This window comes from Candidatus Paceibacterota bacterium (assembly GCA_041661265.1).
In the GTDB taxonomy this organism is placed as follows: domain Bacteria; phylum Patescibacteriota; class Minisyncoccia; order JAHIHE01; family JAGLIN01; genus JBAZUT01.
Genome location: JBAZUT010000002.1, coordinates 20,250 through 41,717 on the forward strand (window position 1 = coordinate 20,250; position 21,468 = coordinate 41,717).

Consider the following 21,468-nt stretch of genomic DNA (forward strand, 5'->3'; position numbering starts at 1 on the left):
AATATTTAATGATTATTTTTTTGAAGTGGACCTCTTGGATTGTTTTTAATTATACTTGCCTCTTTTTGATACATTTCACGCCTACTTCCACTCCCTAAAACCTTCATGCTCTTATCTTCCATAAATTTATTCGTATATCTTTTTAAGGGATCTTCTTTTGAAGTTATTCCGTACTTTAAATGACTCCCTTTGTTATCAAACAGCTCATACAGAAAAGTATTTTTAGGACTATCCAAACTGTTCCCATGGATCTTTTTAGTTTGACCTACAAATGTTTTTCCTATGTCATCCATTTTGCCAATAATTGGTTTTGAGATATTTGCAACCTCATCAACATTTTTCACCGCCTTCAATCCCAAAATCGGTACGCCAGGAATTGCTGTTCCAGCAGCATCCATGGCAATATCACTGCGAAGATTATCCATACCTTGCACACCTTGAGATAGTTGAGCATCTCCTGCATTGATTAACCTTTGATTATTCATTGCAGTACCGATACCGATGTTTACCGCACCTGCAGCTGCAACCATCATTCTTTCGCCATATCGGACAGTATCATAATAAGTCGTTGCCGCATCAATCACTGTGTCCCAGAATTGTCCGCTTTCATCGATATTTACGAGAGGATTATTCCTTGCGTAAGCATAGCTGTTCCAGCTTTGAGGATCAACAAGCTGAATTTTGAGTTGAGATAAATTCAAGAATGCTGGATCTTGTGACACAAACTTCCCAATCCTCCCATTGTAATACCTCGCATTCATGTAAGAAAGCCCGGTGTCGGTATCATATTCATGGCCTGCATACTTTCGTTGTTCGTTGAATGAGCTTGCTTTCTCATCCAGACGTATATCGCCATAGGGATAATAATCCATCGATTCTTCCACTGTTCCGCTGCTGTTTGTGACAATGTTTGAGCCTGTGAGATGATCCGTGGAAACTGAATAGACTTGTGCGCTTGCTCCTGTCCCTTTAATTGTAGCAACAAGCTGTCCTCCTGCAAAGACATGCTTGGTCGGCGTGCCGTCGGTGTTGTAATACCTGCTCGGATAAACCGTTGTGCTAGAGCCTGTTGCATATTTCACTCTCTGACCGGAAGCATCATATCCATACGTTACAGTCGTGGCTCCAACCACCGATTGCGTTATGCGGTTGCTATAGTCCCAAGTGTTGGTTAATCCGCCTGAAGCGGTCAAAAGATTCCCATTGTCATCATAAGCGTAATTTGCTGAACCCATGGAAGTAACAGCGTGAGGATTCGCTTTCCCCGTTTGAGAATAAGCATAATTTCCTTGGTCGGATTTGTTCGTGATGTTTCCAATGGCGTCATAAACATAGGTTTCCGTATAATTCTGGCTGCCGGAAGCCCCCGGTGAATTATATAAATCAAGAATCTCCTGGGAAGACAGGGTCCGGTTATAGATCCGCACCTCGTCCAGTTTCCCGTCGATATTGTTTCCGCTTCCGGGAACGATCGCGCCCATTCTCATCGGAGCGGTATTGTCATAAGTTGAAGTGGCATTGCCTCCGTAAGTTCCGGAAACTTCCTGGCCGTTTACATACAAACTTACGTCGTTCAGGCCGCGCACGACTGCGGCGATGTGATACCAGGAACCGGTTGAAATCACTCCTCCGACGGAATCTTTTCCGGCAAGATTTGTACCATCGGCAAAAAATCCTCTCAGCGCGCCGTTGGGAAGGATCATCATGGCATAGGCCATCGTTTCCCAGCTTGTGTTCCACTTGCCAATAATGCCCCTGTTGCCGCTTAACGAATCTGGATTCACCCAGGCGCTCATGGTAATGGGTAGTGAAGGACTGAGGCTCAAAGAGTCGGAAACAATGATCTCATCATCTCCTCCGTCCAGATCAAGCGCGTTGCCGGAAATCCCCGAAACCCAATTGGCATTCGTCATTCCGCCGGAAAGAGTGCCACTGTTTCCGTTTCCACTGGAATCACTCGCGACCTGGCCGGAACTTTCGTTGAAATTCCAGTAACCGGCGATACCGACATCACTTTGCGTGACACCTGTGGCGGTTGCAGAAAGCAATCGATTCAAGGAGTCATAGATGTAATCCGTGGTTTTCTTGGAATTCGTGGCGGAATTGTCGACAATTCTGGTAATGTTACCGTTCGCGTCATAAGCATACGCAAGGTCTTGTCCATGACCTCCGCCTGCGATCGTCGTGACTTTCGAACTTAAGCGATAGAGCTTCATTGCATCATAGGTGTTCGTCGTGGAAACGCCGTTAGCATAAGTTTGAGTTGTGACTTTGCCCAATGGCGAATAATCGTAATTTGTTACCAGATCGGTGAAATTCGAGGACACAGATCCGCTCGGTTTCTGATAGAGCGCGAGAATTTCCGCATCGGTCAGGACTTTGTTATATACCCTCGCTTCGTCTATTTTTCCATTGAAATAATCCTGGTAGTAGTTGCTCGTTCCGACAAGGGTTTTCACGGCCGGATTATTTAAAGTGACATTATATATTCTGGATTGGATCAATACGCCGTTTGCATACAGCTTGTGTTCCTTGGTCGCATCATTGAATACGCCGACAAGGTGAGTCCAGGTTGATGTTGATAAAACATCATACGCCACAACATAATTCCCTCCACTTCCTCCATTAATAAAGAACGCGACATCATTACTGCCTTTCCACATGCTGTATTGGATTCCGGAAGGAGAATACCGGCTGATGACGTGTCCGCCGGATGTCAGCTCTGCGGGATTGATCCAAACCGAGACCGTTATCCCCTGGCCTGCGGGAACGTTTTCCATAATTCCCATATCAATCCTTTCATTTATTCCGTCAAAATTTAGAGCTGTTCCATTCACACCCTGCACCCAGTCGGAGCTCTCCATGTTTTCCAATGTCCCATTGTGGCCGCTTCCACTTGAATCACCCGCGGAGATTCCTGTTCCTTCATTGAAATTCCAAAAGCCGACGAGATCCGTGTTTGAAGGAAGTCCGGAACTTCCACTCTCCTTTGTTGAAACTTTTTCCAAAAGTCCGGCGGAATTATACTCATACTTGGTTTGTGAGCTGTCAGGATTTGTGAGGATAGTCTCGTTGCCCTGCCGGTCATATTCATACTCTGTGCGATAATTCGTCGAATCTATGGTTTTGGTTTCGGTCTTGATAAGTCCCAAAGGATCATATTCTTTCGTTTCACTGGAAGCGGAATTTATTACGGAGCACAATCGCCCCTTCCCGCCAATGCATGTGTCATACACATATGTCACTTCCATTCCGGTTTGCCCGGTGTAGTCTTCGGAAGTTTGGCGATTCAATGCGTCATAAACGTAATTGACGACCTGACCTTTCGGATCGGTCTTTGAGATCAGGTTGCCATTAGCGTCATAGGAATAACCATATGTTCCGAATGTCGGATCTGCCGGTGCGTGCAGATCTTCGGCGGAAAGCCTTCCTCCAAATGCGTCATAGGTGAAATTCCTGACGTTTCCAAGAGCATCAGTGATATTGAGCAGATTTCCTAATTTATCATAGGAATAATTGGTGGCATAGACATTGGCGCCATTATGTTCATCGACTCTAATCAGATTTCCATAAGCGTCTTTATAGAGCGTCTTTAGTGTTCCTTTGGCATCAGTCGTAGTGACTTTCCAATCGTCATAGGCACTCGTGATCGTTCCCACCGCATTCGTGGTGGAAGTCATTCTTTCAAGAGGATCGTAAACATAGGTCGAATAAAGCGCATTATCCGTTGTGGCAGAAGTTCTGGCCAAGCCAGTTGAAAAATACAGCAAGGATTCTTTTTGCAGAAGTCCTCTGTTGTTATATACCAAATCGCTTACCGAATACATATTGGCGCTTTCCGCTTCTTTTCTGGTTTGAATAACTCTTCCCAAACCGTCGAAATAGGAATAGGAATCAATACCATTGGTGGCGTCCAGATAATCCGTTTTTTTAATGCTTATTGTATTTGGCGTATCGGTATAAATATATGAAGATTTCGTAACAAGCGTTGCAGGCACAGCTAGATCCGGTTGTTTTTCCTCGAGTACCCTGTCCAATCCGTCATATACAGTTTGGAAAACATACCCGTTCTGATCCGTCACTTGCTTGGGCTTTCCGAGGGAATAATCATGGGTGTATTGCGTGATCTGATTCAACGGATTCGTCACGCTCTCGGGATAGAGATTGTATGAATCATAGATATAACTTGTTGCGTTGTCCCTGGCGTCAGTTTCGGAAGTCACAAGGCCATAACTGTTATATGATTTTTGGGTGTTGATATAATTCGTACCGCTCTTCCACTTTTCTTCTTTGGTTTGATTTCCCTTGTTCACGCTTCCAAGGGCAAGAGTATCATAGTAATATTTCGACTCACTGACTTTATTCGCGCTTTGATCTGTTGTTATGTTCTGAGATGGAAGGCCAAAAATATTCAAGCTTGCGTTTGAAGCGTAGGAAATTGTTGTCATGAGCTTGTCCGTTCCCACATCCGTGAAAGTCCCGTCATCCGACCCCGTCACTTCTCCCCACTGCGTTTTGGTTGTGAGATTGCCGTTGATATCATCATAAGAAAATGTTTCCGCTTTATCCCTATGGCTGGCATTGCCGTCAAAACTCGAATCGATTTTTTGCGTAAGCTTCACGAAATTCCTTCCTCCGCCGAGGTCATAGCTTTCCCATTTATTTATCGTTTTGGAATAGATATTTCCGGCACTATCAGAAACTTCAGACCTATATGATCTTCCTATTTTGGAATAATTATCCAAATACTCACCTTGCGCTGAATTGGTCGCATCGCCCTGATGAAAATGCGTTGAGATTTTGTTTCCTGCGCCGTCAGTCTCTACAACTTTCGAAAAGCCTGAGAACTTGCGATCGAATGGATTTGCAGAGTCAAAGTAATATTTCCCGCCTTCATAGGAATATGTTTTTGAGAATGAATTTCCCAATCCGTCGTTGTTCGTGATCTGATAAACCGTATCGACATTCAATGGAAGATTGGGATTAAGAAGATTATTGCCTGCGTCTTTGTATTGCGCGGATGGTTTATATGCAACATCCGTCAATCCGCCTTTAACATTAATAATTCTTTTTGCAATTCCAATTTTTCCAATAGTATTATTCAGATAGATCATTGAAGAATAAGTTTCGGGGCTAGAAGTTTCTCTTTTTCCATAAATAAGATCCGAAAGTCCGTCACCATTCAGATCGGCGATGCGAGTGCCCGTGTCGAGATAATTCCTTCCATCGCTAAAATCCAACGACACCCAGATCGGCTTTTCCACCCATCCGCTTCCGCTATTCATAAAGACTCTATGCAAGCCGTAATAGTCTAGAGACTGCATTAGATCGTTATAGCCGTCTCCATTAACATCGGCAACTCTCACACCGAGATCATCGACTCTCCCCCCATAGTTTTCGCCGTAAAAAAGAGTTGGCGGTGTATAATTAGTATCAATAGACCATCCCCCGTTTCCGTCATTGATAAATGCCCTTTGGTAAACGGTTGGAGAACTATAAAAAGAATAAGATTGCATGATGTCCTCCAAGCCGTCTCCGTTTATATCGACAAATACAACCCCCTGTTTCGTGTCAATCGGAAGAGTCCAATTCGTATCTTGAGACCAGCCTGAAGCACTATTCAGATAAATCATTGAGGAATAAGTCTCTGGATCGGATGTTTCTCTTTTTCCATATACAAGATCGGAAAGTCCGTCGCCGTTTAAATCGGCGATTCGGGAACCGGTATCTGAGCCGGTTTTGCCGTCGCTGAATTCAAGCGGAACCCAACCAGCCTGCACCATCCATCCGTTGCCGTTATTAATATATATTGTGCGCGGGCCATTATTGCCCATCGATTGAATAAGATCCATGAGTCCGTCGCCGTTCACATCAATCGGACGAACGCCTTGATCTTTAACGGCACCAAACTCATCATGAAAAAATGGAATGGGTGTCAGATTATTATTTTGAACCCAGCCGCCATTGCTATTATTAATAAATGCCCTTTTGAGCGTTCCCGTATTACTGCTGTAATAAGATTGCAAAATATCGGGAAAACCGTCGCCGTTTAAATCGGCAATTATTATTCCTTCCCGAGTATCGACCGGAAGTGACCAAGAATAATCTCTGGTCCAGCCGTCAGTTCCGGTTCGATATTCGAAACTCGTTGCAGGAAGCGTCACGACATTGCTACTTTCGTCCTGCCCTGATTCAGTAATTGAATAAAGCGTTGACCTTACAGTATTATCGCCCGTTGTATAAGCTAAAGCATATTTTTTTACCCATATCCCGTTCGCTTTCGCCTGGATCTCATTAATCCTGTAGCTGGTTTTAACTTGGAATCCTGAAACGTAGCTTGTATTGGCATCGCTTCTTGTTTCCCTTATGAATTCCACAGTGAAAATTCCGTCCGTTGCACCGTTTCCGGTGTAAATTATTCTTGAAGGATAAATTTGCCCCGCATCTTTGAAATATTCATAACGAATGTAGTTATCATTCAGATCCCGCACCTCTTCGAGCATCCATTTGTAGACTTTCGCTGAATCATTGGGATTATCTTGTCTGGAGTTTGCATTCAATCCGAACTTATATTTTGTTCCGGATTTATCGGTTACAGTCCAAGTGTTATTTGAAAACTCATACTTTAGGAAATCTCCATTTTCAATCTTCGCACTGTATTGCGTTCCACTTATGAAAACAAGTTCTCCTGAAATAGATGAGCTAAAATAGTTTTCCGTGTAAAGTTTATCCGTACCTTTTTTGTTGATTCTTTCAATATATGAGATGTCGACACTCCATCCATAGCCCATTATATTATCATTACTTGCGTTCTGGCTATTATAGGAAAGGCCTAAGCTAGGCTGTATTCCATTTCTTCCAGGAGGCGTTTCAATGGAGTAGCTATATACAAGAGCCCCTGTTGCGGCATCTGATTCCGGAGTACTTACCCTTGTCTTTGAATTATTGTTATAATTTGAAGCGCCATTATCATTCCCAGGATCGGACGGGTTGGAAGCGCTTTGAGCTCCAGTAAGACCGTCACCCGGCTTTTCCTTGTCTTTTGTTTTATCGGAATTATTATCATTCGTTTTGTCTTTTGATTGAGCATTTTCAGGACTTGCAAGATCAATGATTTTAGAATCCTCCGAGAAAGAAGCCGTTTCGCCAGCACTTTCGGAACCGAAAAATGCCTCCACGGGGACACTATTTTCTATTGGATCGGCGGACGTATTATCCAATGGCACAGATTCAGAGACCGCTTGCGCGTTTGCATGAATCGATAAAACTGGCGCAAAAGAAGAGAAGATAAACAAAAAAGCCAACGAAATAACCGCTGACTTCTTTGTCCAACTTCTTAGGCTTTTCTGCAATTTGTTGGAACGCATTTTAGTGAAGGTTAATTAATAAATTAGGAATTGCGAGATTGCTTCTCCGCCCAGGGCGGATCGCAATGACATAAACGCATTTCCTATTAATTTTAAAAGTTCCCTCCCTACTTTTGATGAATTGTAGCAAGCCAATACTGATTGTCAATTGAAACATGAAAGATGTGTGGATAACTCTTCGCCGCTTCACACACCCCTGAATCCCCCCCTGATAAGCACGGCTGTATCACCCTATCAATTAACCCCATTTTGTGCTATTCTTAAGGTAATATTTATCAATTAAATAATATTACTCTATGAAAAACATAAAATCTAAAAAGAAAAATTTGTATGAACTATTGAATCAATTAGATGATTATCGAAGAAAACAAGGAAGGATGCACGAATTGAGATTTGCGCTTGTCTTAGCGATTATGTCCATCATGAGCGGTTTCTCCAGCTTGCGAGCAATGGGTGATTTTATCAAAAAAAATAAGAAGGAACTGATAAAAATATTTAAACCGAAAAAAGACAGACTGCCGACATACTTAACGATTAATCGTGTTTTGCAAAATGTTGATTTTAATAAATTTACTCAAATCTTTCAAAAATGGGCTATCGGTTATGTAAAAATAGAAGATAACGAATGGGTATCGATTGATGGAAAAGCTATTGGCGGAACCGCAGACTGCTTGCAAGACAACAAACAAAAATTTATCAGTTTAGTGTCAGTATTTTTAAGCAAGAAAAAACAAGTGCTTCAAGCCGGTAAAATCGATAACGGGAAAGAAAGCGAGATACCGAAAGTCAGAGAGTTAATTAAAATTTTAGATCTAGAAGGAGCTGTACTCACTATGGATGCTTTGCATTGCCAGAAAGAAACCGTGCAGGCAATCATCAAAAGCAATAATAATTATTGCATAGGCGTAAAAGGAAATCAAAAGAAATTATACGAACAATTAAAAAAAACACAAAAACCGGCAAACCGATAAACACCGACAGAATAAAGGAAAAAAGCCGAAACAGAATGGAATTAAGGGTGGCGAATGTTTACAATAATCTTAACGGAATTAATTCAGGATGGATAGGATTGCAAAGCATTGTTAAAGTGAAAAGAACGATCAGGTTTACAGGAGGGAAAAACAAAGATAAGGTTTTTAAAGAAATAGCTTATTTCATTTCCAGTCTGCCGTCTAACACCAAAGCTGGAACATTTAATCAAGGAATAAGGAGTCATTGGTCGATTGAAAATTCACTGCACTACATCAAAGATAAAACTTTCAGAGAAGACAGCTCCCGCATCAGAACAAAAAACGCTCCGGCAAATCTTTCACTTATTAGAAATATAGCGATTAATATTTTTAGAGAAAACAACTACTCGAATATCGCTCAAGCGATCAGGTTAATTTCAAATGATATATCTAAAATGTTTGAGCTGATAGAAGGGTGACACAGCCGTGCCCTCTAGAGGGGATTTACATTGTATGTCATTCCTGCCCTGATATACATCAGGATAAACTCCAGCAGGGATCCAGAATGACAAAATACATGGATACCCGCGTTCGCGAGTATGACAAGATACATGGATTCCGTGTCCATCACAAAACCACAGAGCACTTTCAAGCATTATTGAGGTTCAACCTCGATAAAAACACACCCCTCATTCCCCTCTCAAGAGGGGACTTTTAGCCTCTGCTGTTTTTTTCTTTTTCCAGAAATATACGGCCAAAAAGACCAGCGAAAGGACAATCAGAACATCCAATCCGTTGAAAACTGCGATGATGTTCTTCCAATGCGGACCGAGCCAGAATCCGACATAGGCAAGAGCAAAACACCATGGGATCGATCCCACAAAACTGAAAATAATCAATTTCTTCACGTCATATTTTCCCATTCCCGCAGGAAGCGATATGAAAGTCCTGACAACAGGAAGAAGCCTTGAGAAAAACACCGCCCTGTCTCCATATTTGCGAAACCACTCCTCCGCGATCTCGAGATGATGATGATTCATGAAAATATATTTTCCATATCTGTCTATGAACGGCCGGCCTCCCCACAGCCCGACATAATAGGAAACAACCGAGCCCGCCATACACCCCGCCGCACCCACAATGCTTATTAAAACCAGATCGAATATCCCCTGATAGGCAAGATATCCCGAAAAAGTCATGATCACTTCGCTCGGGATCGGAATCGCTGCACTTTCCAGGGCCATGAGAATAAAGACTCCCGCATATCCTACAGCTGAAATAAAAGCTTCTACATAAGTTGAAACGAATTCGGCGATCATGAAAAATATATTAATAGTAAAGTATAAATTAAAACATATTTGGCAATTGTAAACTATTTTCTAGAGATAAAATAATATTTCGCAATTTTCAATTTCTAATTTCTAATTTTTATTTAATGATTAATTATTAATTTCTAGACTTTATTAATTATTGTCATTGCGAGAAAGCTTGTACTCAAGCTGACGAAGCAATCTCTATGTTATTCCAGAGGCAAATCTCTAAACTCAGGATTCATATTTTTAATCAAATTTATTTTCTTCTTTCTTGAGCCGCCTTTAATCTGCTTTTCTCTTGCGATGGCGTCATTTATATTATTATAGATCTCATAATAAACCAGCTTAGTAATATTGTATCTACTCGTAAATCCCTTGATCGTTTTATTCTTATGTTCATAGACTCTTCTGGCCAGGTTGTTGGTAACACCCGTATATAGAACTGTATTAAATTTATTCGTCATTATATAAAGATAATATTGATTTGTTTTCATAAAATAACAACTGAAGAGATTGCTTCTCCGCCCTGGGCGGATCGCAATGACAGAGACGTGATAATCCGTATCACATGGAATAGATTGTCCACTTTCGACGGATCTGCCGGAGACATGACTTCCCTGCGTGCTGCCTCGCAATGACAGAGTCTCGTCTGAGAATTGGCTCATTCAAAATTTAATAGAAATTAGAAATTGAAAATTAGAAATTTAAATAAAGTCGAGATTGCTTCTCCGCCCTGGGCGGATCGCAATGACAAACTGCGATATTATTTCTGTCTATACGTTACTCGATAAACCACCCCCGCCCTATCGTCGGAAATATACAAAGTTCCGCCCGGAAGCGCGAGAATATCAACCGGACGTCCGAGCGCCCCATCGCTTGTCAGCCACCCTGCCATAAAGTCTTCTTCGCCAAGATACTTTCCATCCTTATCAAGCTTATATCTTACGATCTTATATCCCGCCGGAGTGCTCCGATTCCACGATCCGTGATATGCGACCAGAAGGTTATACCACATATCTTCGGGCCAGCCTTCCTCGGGAATATAGGCGAGCCCCAGCGGAGCGGAGTGCGCCGGAATGTCTATATATGATGGAGTCTCAAAAGGCTCCATGCATGGATTCCGGATATAGGTGTTCTTGTCGAAATCCGCGTCATGTATATTTTTTCCATAGCAAATAGGCCATCCGTAATTCTTGCCGTCTTCGATTATATTTATCTCATCCGGAGGAAGATCATCTCCAAGAAAGTCCCTTCCCATTTCTGTCGCCCAAATTTTTCCGTTCACCGGATGAATTGCCATGAATACTGAATTACGAAGCCCGGTCGCAAAATCCTTGAGATCTTTTGTCCCCAGGTCATAAACCAATATTTTCGCCCGGTCCGCATTCTTTTCGACGCAGACATCGCACGAAGAACCGACGGATATCAGAAGCTTATTCTCGTCGGGACTCGGCATGAACATGATCGTGCGGGTGATGTGCCGGCCGTCCGCGGGCAGATCAACGATCTTTTTCACGTTCGTCGCCGTCAAATTCGCTTTGTCGAAATCAAACTCTGAAACTTTGTCCGTCTCGGCAATATACATCTTGCATTTTTCATCTCCCCCTTCCGCCGCCTCGCACTTGAAAGCAAATCCATGGGGATCGTTCAGATTTTCCGCAACGACACGATTCTCCTCCGCAACGCCGTCATTATTACCGTCGATCAGCGCGTATATCTTTCCCTTGCCCGGGACGCTGACAAAAAGCGATCCTCCCGGCGCGAATTGAAGCACTCTCGGGTCCCCAAGGTCTTTGGCATAGACCGATACGATTGATCCGTCTTTTATGGACAGGGGTTTCTTTCCCTCCTTTATGATATCAACGATATTCTCAGAAGGTCTTTTGACGATCGGCCAGACTCCGCTGAAATTTATCCATAGGAAAATTACGACATACGACAAAACCACGACCAGAATAATGATCACCAAATACTTGATTGTCTTTCTGTTTATAATTTTCAGTTGGATTGGATCCATTGTCTCAATTTAATAAATTATTTCATCCTGCTATTCGCCTGAAGCCCGCATGTCACAGGATAAACTCCAGCAGGAATCCAGAGCAGCAACGCTGTCATCCCTGACTTGCCTGTCCGCCTTTGGAGGAATCAGGGATCCAGGGCCGTATTCTCGATTCCTGGATTCCGGCTCTTTGGCCGGAATGACTCGTGTTTGTCATTCCCGTGAAAACGGGAATCCAGGTTTCGTATTTAATCCAAGTTCTGGATACCCGCGTTCGCGAGTATGACAAGGTGGATAGATTCCGGCTCTTCGGCCGGAATAACACTTCTTGCATCATTCTAATAAATTCCGATATAGATCTTTCCATTCAGGATTTGACTTCTCGATCAATTCTATCTTCCATTTTCTTTTCCATTTCTTAAGAAGCTTTTCTCTTTCAATAGCACTTCCTATATCAATTGCATCTTCGTAATATACAAGATTATGAACAGAATATCTTTTTGTAAATCCATCTATTAAATTATTTTTGTGCTCGGAAATCCTTCGTATCAGATCATTCGTTATACCGATATACAAAGTTCCATTTCTTTTACTTGCAAGAATATAAATAAAATAACGTTTCATGAATGTTTTTTTATATGTCATCCCTGACTTGCCTGTCCGCCTTTGGAGGAATCAGGGACCCGCTCGATTCATGGATTCCGTGTCAAGCACGGAATGACAAAATAAACAAATACCCTTTACTAGTAAGTGCAACATATCAGATTTGTCATTCCTGCCCCGTATCAGATACGGGATAAACTCCAGCAGGAATCCGGAATGACAAGATGCATGAATGGATCAAGATTCCCGACTCTCGCTCCTCCAAAATATTTTCTTATCCTTCAACCACTCCGCAACCGCTTTCTTCAACGATACCGGCAGAACTTTTTTCCCAGCGAATTCATCAAGGGAAAGCAGCTCGAACTCCAGATGATCTTCTCTGCTCTTGAACTCATACTGAAACACCTCGGCTTCGAAAACAAGATTTATTTCATGATGTTCATATGAATCCCTGAAAATATTTTCCACCGCGCCAATGAATGCCGTTTTTCCGATCCTTGCTCCCAACTCTTCAAGGAATTCTCTCTTGAGAGCAATTTCCGTCCTCTCGCCTTTTTCAACATGCCCGCCCGGAAAAAAATAATGGCCTTTTTCCTTCGCCCTGCAAAGCAAGATCTTTCCGTTTTGGACAACGACCGCCCTTGCGATCACTTCGAAATTTTCCGGATGTTCCGACATATCATTTTAATTTATTTATTAGCTTTTCAAGATATTCTTTGGCCATAAGCTGTTCTTCTATGCTGTTTTCAAGTTCTATCGCCACAAAATCGGAAAAATACTTCCGCGGATAGTTCTTGAGGTAATCGAATTCAGATAGGTCTGCATATTCATGCGAATCATATCGGATGCTCAATCGGTCATATTTGCTTCCATCGTCGCTTCTAGTTTCTTTTTTAATTGCGCTCAAATGATTGCATCCGATACGGTATCTTTCCATAAGGTCTATATTATGCTTGTATTTCTCCTTGTACAATATCCTGTCGTTCTCAAGATGCGAGAAATCGACGCAGATCCCCGCGAACTTTTTGATCTCCTCTTCGTCCAAGGGATAATATATATTCTCGACATAGATCATCTGGGCATATTTGGAATAGTCAAATGCGAAAGGATATTCCCTGTTCGTATGCACATTGAATACCCGGGTTTTGAATCTTTTTACAAGATATTCTATTTCCACAGGACCCATGTCACTCCTCAGGTGCACATATGGTATGCTTTTCACCGACGATCTCTCCAGTATCCCATAGACTTCCTTTCTTTTCACAGGATCAAGACACGTCGGAAAAAACGCAACCTCCTCAAGGGCTAGTCTGTTTATTTCGCCGATCTTATCCTTCCATTTCGATCCGGATATCGTCGTTATCGTGGGAAGCAGCTTCACAAGATGCCCGCTCCCTTCATTTTTTTTCATTTGATATTTTCATTATTTTTAGGACCGGCCTCAGCATTCCTGGCGATCACGCTCACACCGACCAAAAAAGAGATCACCGCGTATATGAATGCGAATATTTTCAATGTGAAAAGCCCCGAGACGTTGCTTAGGAAGAATATCGGATCAAGAACCGCCTTCGTCATCATCAGGGAACCGGCATTCATGCTCCCTCCTTGCGGTACAAAAAATATAAAATAGAATATCAGCAGAGCGGGCAAAAGGAAAAACAGCACTGAAAACATTATAGCGACGATCCGAAGGAACAACGAATGATGCCCCGAATTCAAAAGACCTCTATACATATCCCCCTCCATGCGTATCGTTTGCATCGGATCAAAACTTCCGTTCGGGATCCCAAGTTCTTCGGGAGTAGGGATCTTTTCATCTTTGTTGATCTCTTCCGCCATAATTTTAATTCCTTAAAAGGCTTATTCCCAGACCCGAGATCTTGCTTCCGGCATATATCAGAATGAAAATGAATATGGACCAGCTCGAAAGATTCATCAGTTTCGGGATCAGGTCCGCCGGAACCAATTTATCAAATTGCTCGCTTATGCTGTTTTGGACCATGGCCTGAGTTTGAGCTTGCTGCTGCGCCTGAAGATCCTTCAGCTGGGCCGGACTGAGATTCTGCAATTTTGACGGATCGATAGTTTCGATCTTGGAAGAATCCGCCGCCGCATTTTGCGCCTTCTCTGAAACTGCCGGAGTTGCAAATATCTCCGGGGCCTTCGTTTTTCCCGTGAAAACCGAGTATGAGGAATATATTCCCCAGAAGATCACAGCCAGCCCCAGGCCAAGAAGCGCCCATCCGGCTATTTTGTTTTGCGCTGAATCCATATTTTTATGTTAATATTTAATCTTCATATTTTGAAGCTTCTTTTCTGTATCTGCAATAATCGCAATCCTCGCCGGCCTCCGGCAACGATCTTCCAACAAGACAGAGATGCGCGTCTGTTATTGCCTGTTCGATCCAATCTCCGCTACCGGTATATGGGATGATCTTTATGTCGAATTCCAGTTTGGCATCAAAAGCCTCTTTATCCGCATCGCCGTTGCAATATACGAAATATCCCGTATCGGAAACCTTGAAACCGTTCTTTTTGAAAAGCCACTGATAGACCTCCATCTGGCGCTTATATCCGATCTGCCAGGGCGCATCCAGATTCACTTCCTCCGTTTTTGAAGTGGCCTTGTAGTCAACGATGATAAGCTCTCCGTCCCGGTTCGCCCAGACATCGTCAACTCCTCCCGTGATCAGGAAATTCGTCGGCTTGTGATGATATTGGATCCCCCTTCGGAGCGAATCTCTCCATTCATCCATCTTTTCGTGCCGGAATGGGACCGCATCGATGCCGTATGCTTTCATAAGTGGATGCGCGGTTTGCTTTGCTCTGTGAATGTCGAACTCCTTCTTCAGGAGCGAATCGACCGCCGAATTCAGGCTGAACGGGAATCCCGGAGGCTGAGCAACACCTAATCTCCGGTCAAGATAGAAACACCTGGGACAATTCAAAAACAGATCGATCTTTGACCGGCTCAATCTGAACGGCTTGTCCGAATCCGGATCGAACGCGCCTTTTTTTCTTGGATTATAATATTTCGTCATAATAGTGCTGATTCGCTGGACTTGACCTTATTGAAATTATACCTTAAATGGTGATAAAATAAAAGTCGGCTAACTTATTAGCCGATATGGGTTTTGCTCTTATTTTTTGATCCAGGACTTCTTCATGATCTTTTCTTCGTGTCTCTGCTCGGATTCGATCTTCGGGAAAAATTCTCTCGCAACCTTGTCTCCATAGATCGCTGCAAACATCTCCCTGACCACAGATTCGTTGTGGACATTGTAACCATCGGTTATCCACGCATTCTCATATAGAACGCCTTTCAATATTTCCCTGTCTTCTGCGACTCCGGAATCCTTGATCGGGATTTCCTCGATCTTATATTCCTCGCATATCACCTGTATGCCAAACGCTTTCCACATGAACGGTATCTTCGCGATGCCATACGATTCTATTGTCTCTTTGGTTTTCAATACTCTCACTATTTCTTTTTCGACAGTCATCGAAATGAATGGCTTGACGGACTCGATGACACCCTCGATAAGAAAAGGGTTTCCTTCATAAACGACTTTCAGATTAAGCCTTTCCCCTTCTCTTTTACGAAGATCATCCATTCTTTCTTTCGAAAACGACCATAGCGACATGTTTATCCCTCCGTTTTTACTGACTCAAATATAGCACAAACCTGAAAAATAAATCAAGGAGCTATTGATTTCCTGCCGGAAAAGAGTAGCATTAATGAAGGTGATTAAATGAGAAAAGGATATCTGAGCCTGATGGTCACCACAAGCATAATGCTCATGATAATATTGATCCGCACAATAAACAAAGCCGCATTGGAGGGAATATCCGTCTATATCGCATATTTGGCGGCGCTCTTGATCGCATTCATGGGCACAAAGATCAATAAAAAGAAAAAAATCGACGCGTCCGACGGCAGAATAGCTGTTTTGTCCCTGAGCATGTTGCTCATGTCGTATATTGGCGCAACATACGCGCCATATCTCCTGGGATTTCCGGTCGCTTCCCTGTCCGCCGGCATAAACATAAAATATCTTGTGCACTCGCTCAAGAAAACAGTAAAAGAAAGTGAAGGCGATTAGCCTTTATTTTTTATTCCAGGAAGGAACATCGGAACTTCTTCCATATAGTCTTTATAATCCTTGCCAAACCTTTGAAGCAGAAACTTTTCTTCGATCTTCATCCAGCTCAAAAGAACTGCATCCATCCATAATACACTGAGCAGGACAAAATAATCAGGATACAGGAAGAATACTCCCCATGAAAGAACGAGGTCAGCTGAATATATGGGATGCCGTACAGAAGAATATACTCCCGTCATTATCAGCTTCGTGATCCCGCTTACGCTTTTTGCAGCTTCTTTATGAACTCTTATCGCGCCCGTGAAAAAATATATCCAGTAAAACAGAGCCGGAACAAAGAAGATCTCTGTCATTTTGTTCTGAAATACGGGCTTTGATAGAATACTGCCGCCGTCCATGCCGTATTTTTTGAATAACACACTCAGGAACATGATACCCGCGACAACGATCGCCCACATCAAAACAGGACTTGCCAGTTTTTGGGGATCAATTTTATATATCATTTTCATATGGCTGGTATTATGTATAAAAAAGCGGCTTTATTGCCGCCCTTCTTCCTTTGGATCTTCTCGGGTAATTTATTCAAAATTCCCTCGAAATCGAAAAAATCTTCATCGTCTATCATTTCCCTTTTGATCTCCAGAGGCCTCATCCGGTTCAGAGACTGCAGGTCTCCATTCGATCCGCTTTCGTTCTTCACCTCGATCAATTCGCGCTTCAGCTTGCAAAGCCTTATGGACCGATCCGTCTGGCCGGGAAACAGTATGATGAATTTTTTTCTGAACACAAGCCGTACATAATTTCCCTTGCCGGTCATCACAGGAGCCGTGCTATATCTCATCCCCTGAGATTCGAATTCTTTCGAGATGTCGCAAAGTTCATCCTCTATCGAGTAGCCTTTGCGCTCGTTGACGCTCGCCAGCAACTCGGAATATTCCCTGTTCAGCTCCCGCATCGTTTCTTCCCGGAACAGATTTTGTATAATGTCCATTCCTCTTATCCTATCCTCGCTTCCGTTTATCCAATCATTCATATTTTTACTCCTCTTTCACAATGCTACACCCCGCATATTCTGAGTCAAAATATTTATCAACAGCCGTTTGGCCGACCGCTCACAAAAGCCACGAAGCAACTGCGAAATAAATGACAACGCTCAAAGTATCCTGAATGATCGTTGCGATCGGACCGCTCGCATTGGCAGGATCGAATTTGAACTTTCCCAGCGAATATGGGATCACAAGTCCTGTAAAAAAAGATGAAAGTATAGCAACAAACAGAGCGATCCCGAGAACAACCCCCACCATCACATTGCCATACAGGATCAGGTTGAGCGCAAAAAGCGCCAAACTCGAAAGGACTGCGATCAAAAAAACCACCTTCAGATGTTTCAGAAAATATGAAAGAAAGTTGAAATTAGGCATTACGGCAAGATCTCTGATTATGAATGCCTCCATCTGGGTTCCGACGGCATCGGCCATATAAACGATCAGAGGAATGAACGAAGCAAGTATGATATTCTTTTCGAGAGTATCTTCAAAACCGGTGATTATCTTTGCCATAAGCACTCCGCCCAAAAGGCCGATAAAAAGCCACGGGAACCTGTGTTCAAAGGACCGGAAAACCGACAGATCGAATATATTGTCTATACCGACCTTCGATCTGTGGATACCGGCTATTTTCATGAAATCTTCCGTCGCCTCTCTGTGAACTATTGATGTTATCGCATCGTTGGAAACAACTCCCAAAAGATTATCATCCTTGTCCACAACCGGGATCGCCTTGATATTGTTCTTGAGTGCAAGATAAGCAACCCTTTCCTGGTGCGTATGGGGCCTCACGGTCACAAGCTCCGTCTTCATTATGTCTTTTACAAGCCTTTCTTTCGGTTGCCGGAAAATGTCCTTAATGCTCAACACGCCCCTTAGCTTTCTGTCTCTCCCGTCCACAACGTAAACATAGTTTATCGTTTCGAAATCCTTCATTTGCTTTTCCAAAAGCATTTCGACCTCCTTTACGGAAGAAGTGAGATTTATGGTCGGGATCTTCGTTGTCATGATCCTGGCCGCAGAACTCGCCGTTATTTCATGATTGCCATTCCCATTTTTGCCTGTCCCCATAGTTTTGAATAAATACTAATATATATGCTATTTTATTATACCAAATATATTTGCATTTTACCAAATAAAAAAAACAGCCTCAAAAAGCTGTTTTCAACTTTAATCCAAATCCACCCCAACCCTCCTTTATCAAAGGAGGGAGCTGAATTCCGTAATCAATACTATCTGCCTTTAGCTTCACATTTTGAATTCCAGTTGCAAGTTTTAAATTATCAGTTATACGTTTTGGGTTGTTGTCGGTTTGGGCGGGAATTTTGGAGAATTGGGAGAGAATCGAGGAGAAATTGGAGAGAGCGGAGAGATTGATAAAACCTTTTCTTGCAGCAATTCCATGAATTCTGTCAAAATTAGAAAAAACAGCATTCACATATGCTGTTTAATCACACAACATTAACCACTCACATCAACTAACAAAACATTTAAATAACGATTCTATATTATACCAAGATCCAATAAATATCCAATAAGATAAAAATGTAAGATAAGGTGAAAATATAAAAATAAACTTATCAGATAAAGATATTTTAAGCATCGAAAACAAGAATATAGAGATACCAGCTATTATTAGCGAGGCATAAAATGAAAAGAGAATAAAAATAAATGGCGTGACAAGTGCAAGAATCATTGCCATTGCAAGCATTAATCTTTCACGATTACCCATTCTTCCTATTTCAAATAGATACATTATAACAACGGCAATTAGAGATACAACTATCAAAGCAAAAACAGCATTGAATAAAGAATCATAAAACTTCATTCCCATAGGTAATTGCACTATTTCGTTACATTTGCTTGAATCTCCAGTTTTATCAAATTCCTGTATTAAATTGGAATTATTTCTACCAACATCGCTTCTGTTATAATTTTCTATAAATGCAAATAATAGAATACTTGTCAGAAGCGATAGCAGTACCAGCCCGATAGCTATTAATTTAATCTTTTTCATTGTTATTAAATATTATGACAATTTAATTATATTCGAATAGATCTTGAACAAATAAATTTTAGAGAAAAGAGTTTTTTGGCTCTTTTCTCTTTTCATTTACATTATATTATAAGGCACCTCCCAGAACTTCAGATCTTTGTAGAAATATTCGATATCTACTTTTGATTTGCCCCATTTGGCATGCATCAGAATTTCCATTCTGACTGACTGATAAGTCCTTTGTTTATACCACTCGGGCGCATTCATTACAGAATATGCCATATCGTCCAAAAGATATGTATTCCCTGCTGCTATACTTTTTCGACCCTCATCGGTATAATAAAATCTTACTCCGAACCCGCATGGCCCAGAATTATATTTCAGATCATATTCTACGTAATCGACATACTTTTGCATGCTCGATGCAATTTCGCTATGTTCATAACGAACTGCGGTGTGTTCGCATGATGTTCCCTTGCTTACTGTATAGTATGTCTTTGCCTCAACTGGCATCACTGCCATTGCAATCATTACGAAGAGCAATATTGCTATTATTCCCATTCTTTTTAAGTTCATCTTATCACCTTTTGTTTGCTTTGTCCTTTCTTTCTGATTTATTTTATGATTTTTTGATACTTATCATTTTACTATCATTTTTGAGCTATCCGACCTGTGTTTTTGTTTTGTCTTCGTTTTTAATGTGCTTCATTTTGATTCCTCCCGTTCTCAGCTTGAACTTTATTGATCCAATCTGATAAAATGAATTATATATATATATATATGCTGTCAATAGTTTTCCGGGTTTATTGCATAAAGGACAGTCCTTCGGCCAAGGACTGTCCTTTTTCTGCAAAATATGATCTTGTGCGAATGCTTTTTTAATCAACACCTTTCAAAAAGCTTCCTTCACTTTGAAACTCCCAAGTATCAAAGTGATTTATCCAAATCAAAAAAACAGCTTTAGAAAAGCCATCTTCTTCATGCTTCATGCTTCGTGCTACAAGCTCCATATTTCATGCTCCATGTTTCATGTGCGTGTCGGGGCGACGGGATACAGCTCCGAACAATTTCAGTGCGGTTTGGGCGGGAATTTTGGGGAATTGGGAGAGGGTTGAGGGGAAGTTGGAGAGGGTGGAGAGATTGATAAGTAACAAGATGGAGAAAATAAAATAAAAAAGATAAGTAAAACATTACCTATCCCTGAATAAACACTCTGGTTTATTGCCTTGAAGACATCATTTGATGTCTTTTTGTTGTAATACAGCTTTTCCTTGAGCAAGAATCTCTCTCAGGATCATCTGTCTGAAAAGGTTCTCCACAGATACTGCATATTTTTGTAATTTTTTGTTTTCCTTCTGCCAATTTAACAAATTCAGCCATATGAATCAGTTGTTCTATATCATTATTTTTTTGAATTTGTTCTTTTGTATGTGCCTTTGTCCGCAACCTTCTATTTATTTCGTCTTGTCCGACTTTCCAGAGACATTGACTGCAATGGAATACTTTCAGACCGCCTGAATGAGTATAACTGGTCGCTTTGGAGCCACATATCTCACAAGTTTTATCTTTTATCTCCGCCTCAAATTCCAGTGCTTCCTTTATTTCTTCTTTTGTCATCTCATGCATTTCATAATCTCTTTTTTTATAACTCCAGACTTCTTCGTATATTTTTCTATCCTTCAGCTTTATCCCAGAAGAGATATCAACGATTTCTTCGTATTTACCTGTATTTTCGTCTTTTATGTAATTTGTCATTTTATCCTCCTTTTATTCTATTTATTTTCTTCCTTGCGAAATAATTATAATAAATCATATTTATTACACTTGATCGGCAAGAAATATTTTTAAAGAACGATTTTCGACACGAATTATCATGACTGTACAATCTAGCAGCAATTATTGGCTTTGTCAAGGGCTTTATGCGAAAAATAAATGCGAAAAATAAAGCTCTAAATTCGTTCTCTGTACCAAAAATAACCTTTCAAATAAAAGGTTATCAATGCGGATGTATTTTTGTTTCATGCTACAAGTTCCATGTTTCACGTTGCGTAACTCAAGTTTTACGTTTTATGTTTCGTGTTTCATGTTACA

General features: G+C 41.6%; 20 protein-coding genes and 1 pseudogene. 2 read left to right on the forward strand and 19 right to left on the reverse strand.

What is annotated here, in order from left to right:
- Nucleotides 1–5: 5 nt before the first annotated feature.
- On the reverse strand, nt 6–7,220 hold the full coding sequence (locus WC788_01585; protein MFA6096302.1) for a LamG-like jellyroll fold domain-containing protein: 7,215 nt from the start codon (nt 7,218–7,220) through the stop codon (nt 6–8).
- Between the two features lie 443 nt (nt 7,221–7,663).
- Here WC788_01585 and WC788_01590 point away from each other — a divergent pair.
- A pseudogene (locus tag WC788_01590) lies at nt 7,664–8,796 on the forward strand (ISAs1 family transposase).
- A 210-nt stretch (nt 8,797–9,006) separates the two neighbouring features.
- On the opposite strand, the gene WC788_01595 reads toward WC788_01590, so the two are convergent.
- The 10 genes from WC788_01595 to WC788_01640 all read right to left on the reverse strand — a co-directional run bounded on the left by WC788_01595 (nt 9,007) and on the right by WC788_01640 (nt 15,876).
- Entirely contained in the window at nt 9,007–9,636 is a 630-nt protein-coding gene (locus tag WC788_01595) for a DedA family protein (protein ID MFA6096303.1), read from the reverse strand.
- A 200-nt stretch (nt 9,637–9,836) separates the two neighbouring features.
- A complete protein-coding gene (locus tag WC788_01600; GenBank protein MFA6096304.1) occupies nt 9,837–10,124 on the reverse strand; it encodes a GIY-YIG nuclease family protein in 288 nt (95 codons plus the stop codon).
- A gap of 269 nt (nt 10,125–10,393) precedes the next feature.
- Entirely contained in the window at nt 10,394–11,647 is a 1,254-nt protein-coding gene (locus WC788_01605) for a PQQ-dependent sugar dehydrogenase (GenBank protein ID MFA6096305.1), read from the reverse strand.
- Nucleotides 11,648–11,962: 315 nt separating this feature from the next.
- Nucleotides 11,963–12,253: a GIY-YIG nuclease family protein gene (locus tag WC788_01610; protein MFA6096306.1), complete on the reverse strand. Its 291-nt coding sequence runs from the start codon at nt 12,251–12,253 to the stop codon at nt 11,963–11,965.
- 216 nt (nt 12,254–12,469) lie between these two features.
- A complete protein-coding gene (locus WC788_01615) occupies nt 12,470–12,910 on the reverse strand; it encodes an NUDIX domain-containing protein (protein ID MFA6096307.1) in 441 nt (146 codons plus the stop codon).
- A gap of 1 nt (nt 12,911) precedes the next feature.
- Nucleotides 12,912–13,643 carry a hypothetical protein gene (locus WC788_01620; GenBank protein MFA6096308.1) on the reverse strand — a complete coding sequence of 244 codons (732 nt, stop codon included), beginning with the start codon at nt 13,641–13,643 and terminating at the stop codon, nt 12,912–12,914.
- The gene (locus tag WC788_01625) at nt 13,640–14,071 is read right to left on the reverse strand and encodes a hypothetical protein (protein ID MFA6096309.1); all 432 of its coding nucleotides are present in this window, start codon (nt 14,069–14,071) and stop codon (nt 13,640–13,642) included. The genes WC788_01620 and WC788_01625 overlap by 4 nt, the downstream gene beginning before the upstream one ends.
- Before the next feature lie 4 nt (nt 14,072–14,075).
- On the reverse strand, nt 14,076–14,504 hold the full coding sequence (locus WC788_01630; protein ID MFA6096310.1) for a hypothetical protein: 429 nt from the start codon (nt 14,502–14,504) through the stop codon (nt 14,076–14,078).
- 16 nt (nt 14,505–14,520) lie between these two features.
- Entirely contained in the window at nt 14,521–15,273 is a 753-nt protein-coding gene (locus WC788_01635) for a PD-(D/E)XK nuclease family protein (GenBank protein ID MFA6096311.1), read from the reverse strand.
- A gap of 99 nt (nt 15,274–15,372) precedes the next feature.
- A complete protein-coding gene (locus tag WC788_01640) occupies nt 15,373–15,876 on the reverse strand; it encodes a hypothetical protein (protein ID MFA6096312.1) in 504 nt (167 codons plus the stop codon).
- Nucleotides 15,877–15,984: 108 nt separating this feature from the next.
- Between WC788_01640 and WC788_01645 the strand changes: the two genes are divergently transcribed.
- Nucleotides 15,985–16,335 carry a hypothetical protein gene (locus WC788_01645; protein MFA6096313.1) on the forward strand — a complete coding sequence of 117 codons (351 nt, stop codon included), beginning with the start codon at nt 15,985–15,987 and terminating at the stop codon, nt 16,333–16,335.
- On the opposite strand, the gene WC788_01650 is transcribed toward WC788_01645, so the two are convergent.
- From WC788_01650 to WC788_01685, 8 genes are all read right to left on the reverse strand, one after another.
- The gene (locus WC788_01650) at nt 16,332–16,844 is read right to left on the reverse strand and encodes an isoprenylcysteine carboxylmethyltransferase family protein (GenBank protein MFA6096314.1); all 513 of its coding nucleotides are present in this window, start codon (nt 16,842–16,844) and stop codon (nt 16,332–16,334) included. The two genes, WC788_01645 and WC788_01650, sit on opposite strands and share 4 nt — an antisense overlap.
- Nucleotides 16,841–17,368 (reverse strand): hypothetical protein, encoded by a 528-nt coding sequence (locus tag WC788_01655; GenBank protein ID MFA6096315.1) that lies wholly within the window; start codon nt 17,366–17,368, stop codon nt 16,841–16,843. Before WC788_01655 ends, WC788_01650 begins: the two co-directional genes overlap by 4 nt.
- Before the next feature lie 79 nt (nt 17,369–17,447).
- Entirely contained in the window at nt 17,448–18,452 is a 1,005-nt protein-coding gene (locus WC788_01660; protein MFA6096316.1) for a magnesium transporter, read from the reverse strand.
- 79 nt (nt 18,453–18,531) lie between these two features.
- Nucleotides 18,532–18,819, reverse strand: a complete 288-nt coding sequence (locus WC788_01665; protein ID MFA6096317.1) for a hypothetical protein — start codon at nt 18,817–18,819, stop codon at nt 18,532–18,534.
- A 36-nt stretch (nt 18,820–18,855) separates the two neighbouring features.
- Nucleotides 18,856–19,398, reverse strand: coding sequence for a hypothetical protein (locus WC788_01670; GenBank protein MFA6096318.1), 543 nt, complete (start codon nt 19,396–19,398; stop codon nt 18,856–18,858).
- A gap of 96 nt (nt 19,399–19,494) precedes the next feature.
- Nucleotides 19,495–19,938 (reverse strand): hypothetical protein, encoded by a 444-nt coding sequence (locus WC788_01675; GenBank protein MFA6096319.1) that lies wholly within the window; start codon nt 19,936–19,938, stop codon nt 19,495–19,497.
- A gap of 317 nt (nt 19,939–20,255) precedes the next feature.
- The gene (locus WC788_01680; GenBank protein ID MFA6096320.1) at nt 20,256–20,387 is read right to left on the reverse strand and encodes a hypothetical protein; all 132 of its coding nucleotides are present in this window, start codon (nt 20,385–20,387) and stop codon (nt 20,256–20,258) included.
- Nucleotides 20,388–20,595: 208 nt separating this feature from the next.
- Nucleotides 20,596–21,132 (reverse strand): hypothetical protein, encoded by a 537-nt coding sequence (locus WC788_01685; GenBank protein MFA6096321.1) that lies wholly within the window; start codon nt 21,130–21,132, stop codon nt 20,596–20,598.
- Nucleotides 21,133–21,468: the final 336 nt, after the last annotated feature.